The sequence below is a fragment of the Xanthomonas sp. NCPPB 2632 genome (assembly GCF_041228075.2).
Classification (GTDB): domain Bacteria; phylum Pseudomonadota; class Gammaproteobacteria; order Xanthomonadales; family Rhodanobacteraceae; genus Luteibacter.
Genome location: NZ_CM192979.1, coordinates 2,495,958 through 2,509,513 on the forward strand (window position 1 = coordinate 2,495,958; position 13,556 = coordinate 2,509,513).

A 13,556-nucleotide genomic window follows, 5' to 3' on the forward strand; every position below is an offset into this window, starting at 1 on the left:
CGCTTGAAAGGAATGACGACGTCGTTAATGAATGCCATGGTGGGCCTGCGCCGACGGCCGTCCAGCCTCTGCTTCCGACAGAGAAGTCTACCCTCAACAAATCAATCGCTTATCCGTGGCAAGCATCGAGAAATGACGAGGTATGAGGGGTACGACGAGGTTAATGACCAAACGACATCGAAGGCGACCGACGACAGGCGGCGTTCAAGGCCCTGCGAAGGCGACGTTTCCAATTTGACATAATATACACGTCGCGGGAATTTCGCGAAATTGTGTGTATTCTCCGTGAAAATTCGCTTTAGCCGTTTGGACGTCTAAACCGAACGTGAGCGTGACAAGCGCAGCCGTCGCAGCGAGGCGTTGAGCAGCCCGAAGCCACACCTGTTTTCTGGCCGCGATAATTTCGCGGTCAGCCTGCACTCGCAGCACCCATTCTTCTTGGTCGAGGCCGCAAGCCTTCGCCATCGCCTGGACGCTTTCCGGTTCCGCGTGGCTCCGGCCTTGACGCCAGTTGCTGATTGCGCCGCGAGTCACTCCGAGCTTGATGGCTACCTGATTGTCAGACGGTAGCGAGCATATCTCGCGATACCTGTCAAGCAAAATAATTGTGCTGTTCACGTCAAAGGCCTGTAGACACGGGTGTCGAAGGCTACTATACATACGCCCCATGTCTAAGCGGCTTAGACACTCAAGGGGGCTTTCGGATGGTCATTCTCACTGCATGGTTGGCGCTCTGCGCCGCGTGGTTCCTCGGGGTAGTGGTCCCCCGTGTCGCCGCCATCCTTCGCTCTGACGCCGCTCTCAAGCGGGCCGGGTGGCTGTGATGTTTTGGGTGATCGTGACCCTCTGGCCGGTCATCGCCGGCTTTATCGGCGCGTGGCTTGGCCGGCTGACCTATGACTTCATGTTTGCGTACGTGTCCCGCACGCCGGGCTGGCGTCGCTTCGATCGTTCGGTCGCTCGCCTCCTGCGGAGGTCCGCATGAAGGCCCGTCGTCTGCCTGAGGCCTTCGAGCCCAATTCTCGCCATTACTATGTCCCGCGCCCGGCTCCGCTGCCGGTTGGCCGTGACCGCTTGGCCGAAAGCGTGGTTGAGGCGCTTTGCCTATGCGACGAGCCGGCTTGTCCAGGTCGCCAGTTCGGTGAGCGTGTTACGTCGTCCCACGACCATGCCCACTTGTATCCGGCTGGTTTCGCCAATCGTGGTGTGTGCCCGCATTCGGTCTACCCCCGCTTGTCGGGTTTCGACCGGGTGCGTGTCCGTGAGGCTCGCATCCAGCATGCCGAGCATTCGAAGGTCGGCACTGAGTACATCCGCATTGAGCTTGCTCTGTTGGAGCGTGGCCTGTGATGCGCTCGCGATCGTTCGTTCGCTCCATGGCGTTCTACGTCGCTCTGGCGGTGGTTCTGTTTGTCGTTCGTAAGGGGCTCCATGCCGTATGGGTGCATCTGTGACCCGGCGCGAAGCGACGGTGATCCCGTCGGCTAACAGGGGATCAAAGTTCCTTAACGCGAAGAAAGCGCTGCCCACGAAGCGTTCGCAGGTAGCCGCCAATATCGACTTCCTTCGTTTCAGTGCCGGGGCGGGTCATGTGTTCCGTTCTGAGACCGACGACGACGCCATGGTGTGGGCTGCTGAGAAGTTCGTGCGCGATCTGGCTCCCAAGTCCGGCATTACGGTTGAGCCTGCGGTCAAGGGCGGTCGTCGTGGTTACGCCCATCACGTCATGTTGCTGACGCCTGATGGCTCGGCCTGCGGCGATATCTGCTGGGGTGGCGAGAATCAGCGTGGGACGGTTTCCATTGAACTAACCGGCGCAGCATGCGCCCGCGTTGAAGCGGGCTTTGACCACGACGTGGCGTGGTCACAAGTCCGTGAAATGTTGGAAACCGTGGCTGCAAAAATCACGCGTGTTGATATCGCTCACGATGATTACAAGGGTGAGCGTGGCCTTTCGCTGGCTCGCGAGCTGTATGACCAGGGCGAATTCATCACGGGCGGCCGTCCACCGGCGGCGAATACGCAGGGCTGGAACGATGGAAGCGGCATGACGATGTATATCGGCAAGCAAACGGGCCGTAGTCAGCTGGTCGTGTACGAGAAGGGCAGGGAGCAGGGTTACCGCGACGGCGAGGAATACGCCGAGTGGGTGCGCTGGGAAGCCCGTTTCTATCATCGCAAGGGACACGTTATCCCGCTCGATGTGTTGGTGGAGCCTGCATTGTTCCTTGTCGGTCGTTATCCGGCGCTCTCGTGGGTGAGCGCGGTGATGTGCCGTATCAAGTCGAGCGTGGTGCGTGCGAAAGCCAACTTGCAAAACGCCATGCGGCATTGCCAGCGGCAATACGGTGGCTTGCTCAATTACCTGACCAGCATCGCTGACGATGCTGCTGACTTGGGCGATCTCGTCGCCTCGTTCCTCACGCGTCCGACCGTTCCGGCGTGGGTGACGGAAAACCCGTTCGGAACGGCAGTCGCGCTTGATGCGCATCCTTTACGTGTTCCCATTTAGACGTCCATACGGAGTAAATAGTCATGAAGCGTGTTCTGATCGAAAAAAATAGCGTGCGTGAGTCGGTGTCGAAGAAGTCCGGCGAAGTGTTCAGGTCGCAAAAGGGTGTGCTGATCGAAGACGGCTCGCGCGCGGGCACGGCGTTCGAATTTCCGTTGTTCGACACCCAGCCGCTTCCTGAAGGTGAGTACGTCGTCGGTGACGAGGTTTACGTGCGTGCGGAGGCGAACGGCAAGTTTGTCAACAGCCGTCTCGCCATCGATGCGCGCAAGCTCATGCGTGCGCCGGTCGCTTCGAAAGTGCAGTCGGCATAAGGATTTCTGGCGATGGCTGTGTGCGTAACCCTTAATCCAGACGGCACGCTCGCGACGACAGGTCAGGCGGTCTCTGAGTGCGCGGGCTACGTGCTGGTCAGCGGCAGTGAATACGGGGTCTATCAGGTCGTGCAGGACGCCTTGTCCACACCGACCCCGGAGGAAGCGGCAGGGTGGTTTGCAGGTCCGTTCACTTTGGTGCTCACCCTGCACCTTGTGGCGCGCAATGTGGGCGTGCTCGGCCGCTTTTTCGACCGTTAAGTGGGTCAATCAATCAACGGGCAATGTCGCCCAACACACAACGATAGGAGCTACATCATGCGTAACGTTCTCAAGAAGCTGACCCTTTCCGCCGTCCTGACCGGCGCTGTCGCGGGTGGCTCGGCCATGGCGGCGGGTTACGCCGACATCGGTGCCGGCATCAGCACCACGGACGTGGTGGCCGGTCTGCTGGCCTTCGGTGCCATCTACGTGGGCCCGGGTTTCGCCAAGTGGGCCACGAAGAAGGTGGCCGGCTTCTTCGGCTGATCGCCGTCGTAAGCGAGGTAGGGGAGGGGGCCTTTGGCCCCCTCGTTCCATCCGGTGGTTGATACGGTGTGACTGACCTGGTGTGACTTGTCCAGGGCGAGTCACACGAGCTGAGTCACATGAAGGGGGTCTCATGCTGCTTTGCTTCGGTTTATTTATTCTCGGCTGCGTTTCGGCATATGGCGTCGTCGCGGGTTTTCAGCGATGAGGTCGTTTTTCGTTGCGGTTTTCGTCGCTTGCCTTGGTTTTGTTTCGATGTCGGCGTTTGCGGCTTCTGTGTGCCCGGCGCAGCAATCCGCTTTGTCGCAGTGCAACAGCTATGGCGATAGTTTGGTAGCTCGTTCTGGTGGTTCGGATAACGCTTCCTACGTGTGCAACCTCGGCGACGACGGTCAGAGCTATTACGTTAGGTTGACAACTAATTGTTGTGGCGCATCCAATTTCGCGTCTTCGTCGTTTGATCCGTGCCCTCCTAACTCCTGTGAGTCCGGTAAGTTTGAGGGTGGTGGCTGGACCACTGACGGATCAGGCTTGGGTTGCCGTGGTGGCTGCATGGTGACTGCTGGAAACGACCCGTCTGGCGCTCTGATTTTCGGAACGATTCAGAGTGGTGAGCAGTGCCCAGCCACTGGTGGTCCTCCGCCGACTAGTCCTACCGGCCCGCCTGCCGGCTATACGCCCGATGATCCGTCTGATCCTGGTAAGGGCGGCAATTACTGTACTAGCGACCCCACGATCTGCGTCCATGGCGCTGCGCCGAACACGGGCGGCTCTGGCGGCACGGGTGGCGGGTCTACAGGCGGAGGCTCGTCAGGCGGCTCCACGGGCGGTTCTACGGGCGGTTCTACCGGTGGTGGTAGCACCGGTGGCGGCTCTACGGGTGGGGGTTCTACAGGCGGCGATACAGGCGGTTCCACGGGTGGTGGGTCGTCTGGTGGCTCTACAGGTGGCGGCACGGGTTCGGGGTCTGGCTCGACCGGCGGTGGAACCGGCAGCGGTAGCACGGGTGGCGGCACCGGCGGTGGGGATGGCACGGGCACCAAGGACGACAAGTGCACTGCTGGCGATGCGTGCACCGCAGGTGATGCGGCTGGTGTGCCGGGCTCGTTCTATACATCCAACGGCCGCACGGTCGGTGACGCCTTCACGGATTACAAAGCCCAGGTGATGGGCTCCCCTTTGCTTTCCACCGCTACGGGATTTTTCACGGTGAGCACGGGTGGCGCGTGTCCGGTGTGGAGTGTCCCGGCGACGAAGTACACGCCGACGATTCGATTTGACTGGTTGTGCAATGGCTCCTTCTCGGTTTGGTTTGAGAGGGCGGGTTACATCATGCTTGCCGTGGCTGCCTTCTGTGCGTTCCGCATCGCTTTTTACTAGCCTCGTGCTGCTCGTGTTGCTTGCGCTGGCGATGCCAGGGCAGGCGCGTGCGCAGTCAAATTCCACCGGGACGCCTCCGGGTGTGGAGTGCCACACCGACGATAAGGGCGTCTACACCTGCACGGGTCTTTCGAACGGAACGGGCTACCAGTGCGTGACGCAGGCCAATGGTGATCGTGTGTGCACCGGCACGAACAACGGCACTGGGTACACGTGCACAACGCTTTCGACCGGTGAGTTGTCGTGCAAGGGCACGTCCAGTAGTGGCGGTAGCGGCGGCATTTCGTCATCGAGCGGTGGTGGCTTTGTGTCGAAGCTGACGGGCTGGGCGTCCGGTGCCATGAGTGCGGGATTCAGTTCGCTCGTTGCGCTGCTGAAAGATATCGTTGTGGCGATCATCAGCGCCATTCTGAGTTTGTTCGCGCTGGTCATCGCTGCGATCCCGGTGCCTGATTTCCTCAAGCAATACAGCCTCGGCGCGTTGCTCGCTGCGGCTGGTCCTGACGTGGGTTGGTTCCTCACGACGTTAAAGATCGCGCAGGGTCTTTTGACCATCGGCGCGGGCTACGCCTTCCGTTTGTTACGTAAATTCCTGACCCTATTCCAGTGGTGACGTATGCTTGTTTTCAATGAAGGTGTGCCGCGTTCGGGCAAGAGCTACGATGCGGTCAAGACCCACATTCTCCCTGCGCTCAAAGCTGGCCGTCGCGTCTATGCGCGCTTGAACGGCCTCAACCACGAGAAAATCGCTGCCTACCTGAAAATCCCTTTGGAGCAGGTGCAGGCGCTGCTGATTCATGTCGAGACCCGCGATGTGGTCAAGACCTTCCAGGCGGTGCCTCCGGCGTCACGTTACGAAAAAGACGCTGCGGGCAGTTGGTCGATTCCCGATGACATGAAGAACGCGCTGTTCGTCATTGACGAGGTGCACGAGTTCTACGTGACTGGTCGCCAGCCGTTGGCCGAGCCTGTCGAGCAGTTCTTCGCGCTGCACGGTCAGAATGGCATGGATGGTGTCATCATGACGCAGGCTTATAAGCGGCTGCACGCGGTCATCCGTGCGCGTATCGAGCGTAAGAATCAGTTCCAAAAGCTCACCGCCGTTGGCCTTAAGTCGCGGTATCGCGTGAGCTATTTCACGACCATTGCGCCCGATAGGTACGAGCGCGTGGGTGGGCAGACGCTCAAGTATGACCCTGACATTTTTCCTCTTTACGCCGGCTACGCGGTTGGTGCGACGAACACCGAGGTATACGAGTCCGGTGGTCGCACCGTCTGGGCGAAGCTGGCCCGGCCGTTGATTATCGCGGCGGTCATTCTCGGTTTCGCCATTCCGGTGGTGAATCGCTTCATGCATGGCGACGTGAAGCTCACGAAGACTCCTACCACTCCCGCGTATATGACTCCGCCTGCAAAGGCCGGTTCGGCACCGGCGCCTCTTTCGGCGGAGAAAGCTGCTCCCACCAAAAGCGCGGTGCTGCCGACGAGCCACCACGGCGCGTATGACACCGAAGGTATGCCGCCTGAGGTCGCTTATGTCTTCGAAATCAGCCAGCAAGCCCGGCCGCGTGTCGCGGCGGTGCTTGAGTCCTCGTGGCGTGGTGTCGTCGGCGTTGTCGAGTGGCGTGAGGATCAGGGCCATGTGCTCGACAGCATGTCTTTCGATGAACTGCGATCGATGGGTGTTCAGGTCAACGTGCGCCCTTACGGCGTGCGTATCGAGTGGAAAAAACAGGTCATTGTCGCGACGCGCTGGCCGGTGGATATGCCTGGTGCGATTCCGCAAGACGCGCGTAGCGCGGCGTCAGCGGCCCCCGCCTTTGCACCGCCGACCGAAAGGGAGCCGGTGCAAAGTCGGGATTCCGGTAGCAGCAAACATAAGTGGGGTGAGCGAGACACCGGCAATGCCTATGTTCCGCCCCAGTTGACGAACGTGTCGGCCATTGGTGGCTGAGCGAATAGGGTAGGGGAGGTGTGTATGGGTTACGAGGATATCGTGGCAAGTATCAGTGTGTCGCCGGTGGTGGATGCAATCATCGCGTTTGGTGCGTCCATGGCCGCTGTTTACTTCGGTGTGTGGGCAGTGCGTGATATCGCCAGCTTTTTCGGAGGGGGCGCTGAGGCGGATCGAGATCGTGCCTGGTCGTCGTATAACGATGCGGTTGAACGTGGCGACATGGAAGCCGCTGCGCAGCATCGTCGGGATGCCAAGGATGCTGATTATCGTATGGGCAACGGTGGCTAGATCATTGCCTAATATGCGTAGCGTTACGATAAATAACCCTTGCAATTATCGTAACGTTACGTATAATAGACCCATACCTAAGGAGCTAAGGCCATGAAAGACGCACGCGACCCCGGTACGGTTGAGATGACTCTCGCTCCCAAGCGTGGTCGCGGCCGTCCTTCTACGGGTAACGCTAAGTCGGCTGCTGAGCGCATGCGGGAATATCGTGCCCGTAGCGTTACGGTAAATCGCGGCGTTCTTGAGGTTGCCCTTGGCAATGCTTCGCAGGCCGATGCGTTGTCGTTTCAGGTCGATGGCATGGACCAGCTTGCCGAGGAAAACCGTCAGCTTCGTGCGCTGTTATCGGCTGATCTGTTGGTTATTGGTCGCGTTTGCGATGTTCTGGCGGAGACCTACGCTAAGTACCAGTTGAAGATTGGTCCGTTCGCATCTCAGTTGCAGGATTCGAATGTCTCGCTTCGGCATGTTCGTGATCGTCTAGCGTCGCTTGTGTCGTAACGTTACGAAAAAGGATAATTAGTATGTATCCGGTCGTTGACCTGTTGTCTGCTCTGATATCTGTGGTGAGCGTGGTTGTCCTCATTGTCGTGGTTTGGAGAGACGTTCGAAGACAGTAGGGGTGCAGGGGTTCCCCCTGCGGATACGCTCTCGGTGTCACCAACAAGGAAGCTCGGTCATCACTGGCCGGGCTTTTTTTCATGCCTCGACCACTGCCCGCCAAACCCGCTTTTGTGTACGCTGCGCGCAAAGGGGAGGGAACCACCATGCGTCCGTGGCACTACTACACCATTGCGGCATTGCTCGTGCTGGCCAGCATCCCGATTTATCGGTTCATCTGGCGGCACGGACAGCCTGTGAGTGCCCAAATTGAACGTCCGCCTACGCCTGTTCATCCGTCTCAACCTTCGCCTCGCGACTCAAATTTCGTCCTCTACCATTGCCCTCAGGATCGCGATGCGCCTCCTTGTGTGTTGGAGCGTGCCATGCGAGACGGGCGGGCTAAGTGTGTTTCCGGCGTTGTCTATCGCACCTACGATCACGTTATCGAGCCGTGGCCGGGCAACGTTCACTGCACGCATCAATGAAAAGCCCGGCACGGTGGCCGGGCTGGTCGTGGTCTACCGCTGACCGCTGACTCGTTTGAGGTCGCGCATGTAGTTCTCGACTTCCATGGCGACGGCTAGCACGTTGTTGACGTGTAGCCCTGAGTTGTGGATGGTCTTGAACGGTGGCACTAGATACTGCTGGACGATGCGCCACCCGCGCCACTTTTCGGTCTGGATGGTCTGCCGGCCACCCCAAGCCGCCATTGCCCAGTCCTCGATAGCGTCCAGGGCGACGCGGCGGCCGTTGGGTAGGATCAGCGAGTCGCCGTCAAGCTGGAAGGGCCGGGCCATGGGGTTCTCCTTGTCGGCCGGCCAGCATGGTCATGGCGGCGTTCAAGGCCCTGCGAAGGCGTCGCGCAATTTGACATAATATACATTATGCGAATACCTGAAGAAGCTTCGCAGACAGTTGACAGATGCCTTGGGCATCCTGTACCGCCGACATGGAGTGCCCTATGCCGCGCAGTACATGGCAGCTTGAGACCGACGTACTGATCACCCCGCAGGGCCGCAAGATACCACTGAGTCAGATCCTCAATTGGGCCATGGCAAGACACGACGGCCGAATGAACATCGACACCGATAAGTGGCATGGGTGGCGGATCGTACAACAGTACCTCGTTCCACCTGGCCGGACGATGGCGAACGGCGGTCTGCACATCAACGCCATACGCAGCCTCGTGTTCTACGAGGAACGTGACAAGCGGGTTCGGCGGACAGAGGCCGACGCATGAAAAAAGCCCGGTCAGTGATGGCCGGGCTTCTTCGTTGGTGACACCGAGAGCGTATCCGCAGGGGGAACCCCTGCACCCCTTTTAGGTAACGTGACGGTTAATACCCACTGATAGCGCGCTGGACGGCCAGTTCGACCTCGAGGCTGGCAATGCGGTCACGAAGCTGACGATTTTCCTCAGCCAGCTGGTCCATGCCGTCGACCTGAAACGACACCGCGTCGACCTGGCCCGCGTTACCAAGCGCGACCTCAAGGACGTTGCGATTTACCGTCACGTTACGGGCACGATATTCACGCATCCGCTCAGCGGCGGACTTAGCCCTGCCGGTGGAAGGACGACCGCGACCACGCTTCAGGGCAAGTGACATTTCAACGGTGCCGGGGTCGCGTGCGTCTTTCATGGCGTTGTCTCGTGGGGTATGTGCCTATTATACGTAACGTTACGATAATTGCAAGGATTATTTATCGTAACGTTGCGCATATTCGGCCGAATTAATGCACTGCCGGCGGATCCACCAGTTCAGTAATTACCCACCAATAGCGCTCACCACCGTCTGCTCAGGCGGCAAGTACGCCGACTGCATGGGACGCTGCGCCCATTTCCCGTGTTGCGGCCCAGACGGTCGAGTCCCCGGCGGCTCGCTGACGCTCGGCACCGGGGACGCGACCGCAGGGCCTGGTGCACGGTCGTATTGCGCAATCGTGCCAGGCATGTCCACTGGCCACTGCGTAGCGACGATGACTTGCTTTTGGTAGGCGATGCGAACGCCATACGGCTTCACGTCCACCGTGACCCCCATCGAGCGGAGGTCGTCAAAGCTCATGCGCTCGAACACATGCCCCTGATCCTCACGCCACTCAATGACCCCCACCGTGCCCCGCCAACTCGATTCCAACACAGCGGCCACCCGAGGCCGCGCCTGCACGCTTAGATCGAACACGTAGGCGACTTCCGGGGGCATACCGTCCGTGTCGTACTTGCCGTGATCCCTGCCCGGCAGCGCCGCCGACTTGACCGGTGCAGCCTTCTCAGCACCGACAGGGGACGCCTGAGCACCCTGCCCGACCTTGGCATCCGGCTCGCGATGGACGGCCTGCACATGCACGCCCATCGTCTTGGAGCCTGACGGAACCACGGGGTGGAAGAACGCATACAGCTTCGGCAGGAAGATGAACGCCGCGATAGCGATCAGCGCACCGGGGAGAGCCAGTTTCATCCAAGCCGACCGCGAACCGCCCTCGTAGACCTCGACGTTGGTCGCGCCTGGTGCATAGCCGGCATACAACGGGAAAATCCGCTTGTCGTACCGCCACGTCTTCGCCCCGACCTTCTCGTACTTGTCGGGCGCGATCGTGACGAACATGGTCTGACGGCACCATCCCTTGAGACCCACGGCGGTGAGCTTCTGGAACTGGTTCTTACGCTCGATGCGCGCGCGGATGACCGGATGAAGCCGCTTATAAGCCTGCGTCATGATGACGCCATCCATGCCGTTCTGGCCGTGGAGCGCGAAGAAATTCTCAACCGGCGCGGGGAGGTTTTGCCGCCCAGTGACGTAAAAGTCGTGGACTTCATCGATCACGAACAGCGCGTTTTGCAGGTGCGGCGGAATCACCCAGTCGCCTAGTTGCTCAGACATGACAGCCTGAAATAGGTCAACGACCTCAGCCTTGGCGACGTGAATCAAAAGCTCGCGCACCCTCGATTCATCGAGCTTGAGGTACACGGCGATGGCGACATGGTCGAGCCCGTTGAGTCGCGCGTAGACCTTACGGCCCTGCGCCAACGCGACGAGGATATGCGACTTCACCGCGTCATAGCTCTTTCCCGAACGCGGCACACCTTCGTTAAAAACTAGCATGCAATCACCACTGGAATAGGGTCAGGAATTTACGTAGGAGGCGAAAGGCGTAACCGGACCCGATGGCCGCGAACCCCTCCGGAAACTTGAACACCGTCATGAAATAGCCTAGTTGCGGGCCAGCGGCAGAGAGGATGGACGACAGGCTAAAACTCTTGACGAAATCGGGTATCGGAATGGCCTCCAGCAGCGACGCGAACAAGCCGAGGAAGGTACCGACCACCATGGCCGGAAGGTCTTTGAAAAAGCCTGTCACCGAATTCCAAATGCGCGAAGTGGTCTGACTAAACCAGTCGGTCAATCCAGACAACAGACCCGAACCACCACCACCCGACGAAGCGGCAGAAGCGGACGCCCCGGACGAACTTGAAGAGGGCGAAGCGCAAGCAATGGTCCCATCGGACCCCGCGGTGCACGAGTAACCCGAACCGTCAGCGTGAGCAGCACCACTGACGGACATGCCAGCCAACAACACGAGCGCCAACGCCTCAATAAATGGCGATCTGAAACGCCTTGTAGACCGCAACAGCGAAGATGATCCATCCAGCAGCCACCAGAGCGGTAGCAAGGGGATCTTCGCAGATGAAATCGAACGACTTGGCCGGCGTCCACGCTGTAGCAGGCAACTGCCAATGCGGGCACGTGCCACTGACCTGCACGGTGAACATGCTCTTAGCCGTGCCCAGCAACGGCGAATTGCTGACGCGGCCCTTGAAGTCGCTAATTTCATCGCCCACCGTCCTGCCGCTTGACTTGTAAGAAATATCCGGAACACCCGCCGCGTTGCCGTTGCTACAGGCATCGCCAGCGGTGCACTTGCCATCACCATCGTTACCGTTCGTACCGCCGGACGAATTACCACCGGTATTGCCCGAACCATTACCGGTGCCGGAGCCCGAACCGTTCCCTGTACCCGAGCCCGAACCGTTGCCCGTACCGGAACCGGAACCCGTGCCAGAACCAGTGCCCGACCCGGAACCGGTACCACCCGTGCCACCCGTGCCACCCGTTCCACCGGTACCACCACTACTGCTCCCCGAGGCCGGCCCGGTGCCGCCACCGGAGCCACCCGTACCACCGGTACCGCCTGTACCGCCCGTGGAGCCTCCCGTGCCGCCTGTACCGCCGGACGAGCCTCCGGTGCCGCCTGTACCGCCCGTGGAGCCTCCCGTGTCGCCTGTACCGCCCGACGAGCCACCCGTGCCGCCTGTACCGCCCGTGGAGCCTCCCGTGCCACCTGTGCCGCCCGACGAGCCGCCCGTGCCGCCCGTAGACCCAACATCGCCACCCGTATTCGGTGCAGCACCATGGACACACGACAACGTGCCGTCGCCGCTCTCGGCGCAGTAGTCGCCACCCTTGCTAGGGTCTTGCGGATCGCTGGGCGTATAACCGGGCGTCTTGGGTGGCGTGGTGGATTCCGGAGGCGCAGGAGGCGTGGTTGCGTCGCACATTTCACCAGTCGTCACCATGCCGAAGCGCGTGATGCCGTCATCAACCTGCAACTGAGGCTTAGTCTGGCAACCACCACGACAACCGAGGCCAGAGCCGGGCTCAGTCCAAACGCCCGACGACCACTTACCAGCCGTGCAATCGGTCGGCGGACACGGATCAAACGACGCGGCGAGGAAGTTTGACGTGCCGCAGCAATTGGTCGTCAGCCTCGCGTAGTAGCTATGGCCGTCATCGGACAGGATGCACGTGTACGACGCGTTGTCTGCGCCACCGGACCTAGCGACCAAGCTATCGCCGTATGCCTGGCACTGCGTGAGGGCGGAGTCCTGCGCAGGGCACGACGCCGCAGCGACCACAGACATGGAGACGCAGCCGAGAAACAGCACCACGAGGGCTAAGACGAGCGCCCTCACCGGTCAAGCCCCGACACCAGCGCATACCCGCCAGCGCAGCCCAATATGAACATCGCGAAGTCCAGCAGCATGGTCACCCCTTGTCGGCTTAACTGGTGCCCCTCACCGAAGGGCACGAAGTAAACGGACGAAAAACGAGGGGGCCGAAGCCCCCTCCCCTACCTCGATGACCGATCAGCCAAAGAAGCCACCGATCTTCTTGGAGCCCCACTTGGCGAAGCCGGCACCAACCAGCACAACCGCCATCGCGACCAGACCGGTGATGAGCGTGCTGTTGTCCACGCCGGAGGTGACCGAAGAGAAATCGGTGCCCGCCGCCATGGCGGAACCGGAAACGGCAGTGGCAGCGATGGCACCGGCAGCACCCAGCTTGCGTGCGTTGCGGGCGGCGAGTTCGCGGAGGTTCTTCATGTTTTTTCCTTTGATTGAGTGAGTTTGATTGGGTGTTACCGGTCAAAAAAATTGGCGAGTGATCCGACCTGTCGAGACAACACGTAGATAGTCGCGATCAAGGTGAGTGGACCAAAAAACCAGCCCGCCGCCTCTTCCGGGGTCGGTGTGGACAACGCGTCCTGCACGACCTGATAGACCCCGTATTCACTGCCGCTGACCATCACGTAACCCGCGCACTCAGAGACCGCCTGACCTGTCGTCGCGAGCGTGCCGTCTTGATTGAGAGTTACGCAGATAGCCATGGAATGAATTCCTTTACGCCGCCTGGACGGCTTTCTTCGCGGCAGGCACGAGGCCGAGATCGCGGGCAGCTTCCAGTCCGTAGCGACCGGCGTTGAGCGGCGTGGTCACGTCATACAGACCGACCTTGTAGCCCTCGATACCATCGGGAAGCGTCAGCTTCATCTGGATCGGAAAGCGACCGATGCCGTACACAACACAGTCCTGCTCGCGCATCTTGTAGGGCTTGTTCTGTTTGCTCATGCCCTCGCGAACCTTGACGTTTTCGTTTTCGATTTGAATTTGGAGGCTCATATTGTCTTCTCTGTTTGG

The 13,556-nt window shown here is 60.1% G+C and carries 21 protein-coding genes; 12 read left to right on the forward strand and 9 right to left on the reverse strand.

Annotation, left to right across the window (positions count from 1 at the left end):
• Positions 1 to 204 precede the first annotated feature (204 nt).
• Entirely contained in the window at positions 205 to 618 is a 414-nt protein-coding gene (locus AB8808_RS11030) for a helix-turn-helix domain-containing protein (RefSeq protein ID WP_369929311.1), read from the reverse strand.
• Positions 619 to 823: 205 nt separating this feature from the next.
• Between AB8808_RS11030 and AB8808_RS11035 the strand changes: the two genes are divergently transcribed.
• The 11 genes from AB8808_RS11035 (at position 824) to AB8808_RS11085 (ending at position 7,480) form a co-directional block, all read left to right on the forward strand.
• Complete coding sequence (locus tag AB8808_RS11035) at positions 824 to 985, forward strand: hypothetical protein (protein WP_369929313.1); 162 nt, start codon at positions 824 to 826, stop codon at positions 983 to 985.
• A complete protein-coding gene (locus AB8808_RS11040) occupies positions 982 to 1,350 on the forward strand; it encodes a hypothetical protein (protein ID WP_369929315.1) in 369 nt (122 codons plus the stop codon). The genes AB8808_RS11035 and AB8808_RS11040 overlap by 4 nt, the downstream gene beginning before the upstream one ends.
• An 88-nt stretch (positions 1,351 to 1,438) precedes the next feature.
• Positions 1,439 to 2,512, forward strand: a complete 1,074-nt coding sequence (locus tag AB8808_RS11045) for a replication initiation factor domain-containing protein (RefSeq protein WP_369929317.1) — start codon at positions 1,439 to 1,441, stop codon at positions 2,510 to 2,512.
• Between the two features lie 23 nt (positions 2,513 to 2,535).
• Positions 2,536 to 2,826 carry a hypothetical protein gene (locus AB8808_RS11050; RefSeq protein ID WP_369929319.1) on the forward strand — a complete coding sequence of 97 codons (291 nt, stop codon included), beginning with the start codon at positions 2,536 to 2,538 and terminating at the stop codon, positions 2,824 to 2,826.
• A gap of 12 nt (positions 2,827 to 2,838) precedes the next feature.
• Complete coding sequence (locus AB8808_RS11055) at positions 2,839 to 3,087, forward strand: hypothetical protein (protein ID WP_369929321.1); 249 nt, start codon at positions 2,839 to 2,841, stop codon at positions 3,085 to 3,087.
• Positions 3,088 to 3,144: 57 nt separating this feature from the next.
• Positions 3,145 to 3,354: a hypothetical protein gene (locus AB8808_RS11060; RefSeq protein WP_369929322.1), complete on the forward strand. Its 210-nt coding sequence runs from the start codon at positions 3,145 to 3,147 to the stop codon at positions 3,352 to 3,354.
• Positions 3,355 to 4,449: 1,095 nt separating this feature from the next.
• Positions 4,450 to 4,734, forward strand: a complete 285-nt coding sequence (locus tag AB8808_RS11065; RefSeq protein WP_506193209.1) for a hypothetical protein — start codon at positions 4,450 to 4,452, stop codon at positions 4,732 to 4,734.
• 4 nt (positions 4,735 to 4,738) lie between these two features.
• Positions 4,739 to 5,347 (forward strand): hypothetical protein, encoded by a 609-nt coding sequence (locus AB8808_RS11070; RefSeq protein ID WP_506193210.1) that lies wholly within the window; start codon positions 4,739 to 4,741, stop codon positions 5,345 to 5,347.
• A 3-nt stretch (positions 5,348 to 5,350) separates the two neighbouring features.
• A complete protein-coding gene (locus AB8808_RS11075; RefSeq protein WP_369929326.1) occupies positions 5,351 to 6,688 on the forward strand; it encodes a zonular occludens toxin domain-containing protein in 1,338 nt (445 codons plus the stop codon).
• Positions 6,689 to 6,712: 24 nt separating this feature from the next.
• On the forward strand, positions 6,713 to 6,979 hold the full coding sequence (locus AB8808_RS11080) for a hypothetical protein (protein ID WP_369929328.1): 267 nt from the start codon (positions 6,713 to 6,715) through the stop codon (positions 6,977 to 6,979).
• Between the two features lie 93 nt (positions 6,980 to 7,072).
• Positions 7,073 to 7,480 (forward strand): hypothetical protein, encoded by a 408-nt coding sequence (locus AB8808_RS11085; RefSeq protein WP_369929330.1) that lies wholly within the window; start codon positions 7,073 to 7,075, stop codon positions 7,478 to 7,480.
• A 620-nt stretch (positions 7,481 to 8,100) separates the two neighbouring features.
• Here AB8808_RS11085 and AB8808_RS11090 read toward each other — a convergent pair.
• Complete coding sequence (locus AB8808_RS11090) at positions 8,101 to 8,379, reverse strand: hypothetical protein (RefSeq protein WP_369929331.1); 279 nt, start codon at positions 8,377 to 8,379, stop codon at positions 8,101 to 8,103.
• A gap of 164 nt (positions 8,380 to 8,543) precedes the next feature.
• On the opposite strand from AB8808_RS11090, the gene AB8808_RS11095 reads away from it, so the two are divergent.
• A complete protein-coding gene (locus AB8808_RS11095; protein WP_369929333.1) occupies positions 8,544 to 8,822 on the forward strand; it encodes a hypothetical protein in 279 nt (92 codons plus the stop codon).
• A 97-nt stretch (positions 8,823 to 8,919) separates the two neighbouring features.
• Here the strand turns inward: AB8808_RS11095 and AB8808_RS11100 are convergent, their stop codons facing one another.
• From AB8808_RS11100 to AB8808_RS11130, 7 genes are all read right to left on the reverse strand, one after another.
• A complete protein-coding gene (locus tag AB8808_RS11100) occupies positions 8,920 to 9,222 on the reverse strand; it encodes a hypothetical protein (protein WP_369929335.1) in 303 nt (100 codons plus the stop codon).
• Between the two features lie 126 nt (positions 9,223 to 9,348).
• Positions 9,349 to 10,683, reverse strand: coding sequence for a zonular occludens toxin domain-containing protein (locus AB8808_RS11105; RefSeq protein ID WP_369929337.1), 1,335 nt, complete (start codon positions 10,681 to 10,683; stop codon positions 9,349 to 9,351).
• A gap of 4 nt (positions 10,684 to 10,687) precedes the next feature.
• Positions 10,688 to 10,984, reverse strand: a complete 297-nt coding sequence (locus AB8808_RS11110) for a hypothetical protein (protein ID WP_369929339.1) — start codon at positions 10,982 to 10,984, stop codon at positions 10,688 to 10,690.
• A gap of 187 nt (positions 10,985 to 11,171) precedes the next feature.
• Positions 11,172 to 12,137: a hypothetical protein gene (locus AB8808_RS11115; RefSeq protein ID WP_369929341.1), complete on the reverse strand. Its 966-nt coding sequence runs from the start codon at positions 12,135 to 12,137 to the stop codon at positions 11,172 to 11,174.
• A gap of 588 nt (positions 12,138 to 12,725) precedes the next feature.
• Positions 12,726 to 12,962 (reverse strand): hypothetical protein, encoded by a 237-nt coding sequence (locus AB8808_RS11120; protein ID WP_369929343.1) that lies wholly within the window; start codon positions 12,960 to 12,962, stop codon positions 12,726 to 12,728.
• 35 nt (positions 12,963 to 12,997) lie between these two features.
• Positions 12,998 to 13,246 carry a hypothetical protein gene (locus tag AB8808_RS11125; RefSeq protein WP_369929345.1) on the reverse strand — a complete coding sequence of 83 codons (249 nt, stop codon included), beginning with the start codon at positions 13,244 to 13,246 and terminating at the stop codon, positions 12,998 to 13,000.
• A gap of 13 nt (positions 13,247 to 13,259) precedes the next feature.
• A complete protein-coding gene (locus tag AB8808_RS11130; protein ID WP_369929347.1) occupies positions 13,260 to 13,538 on the reverse strand; it encodes a single-stranded DNA-binding protein in 279 nt (92 codons plus the stop codon).
• Positions 13,539 to 13,556: the final 18 nt, after the last annotated feature.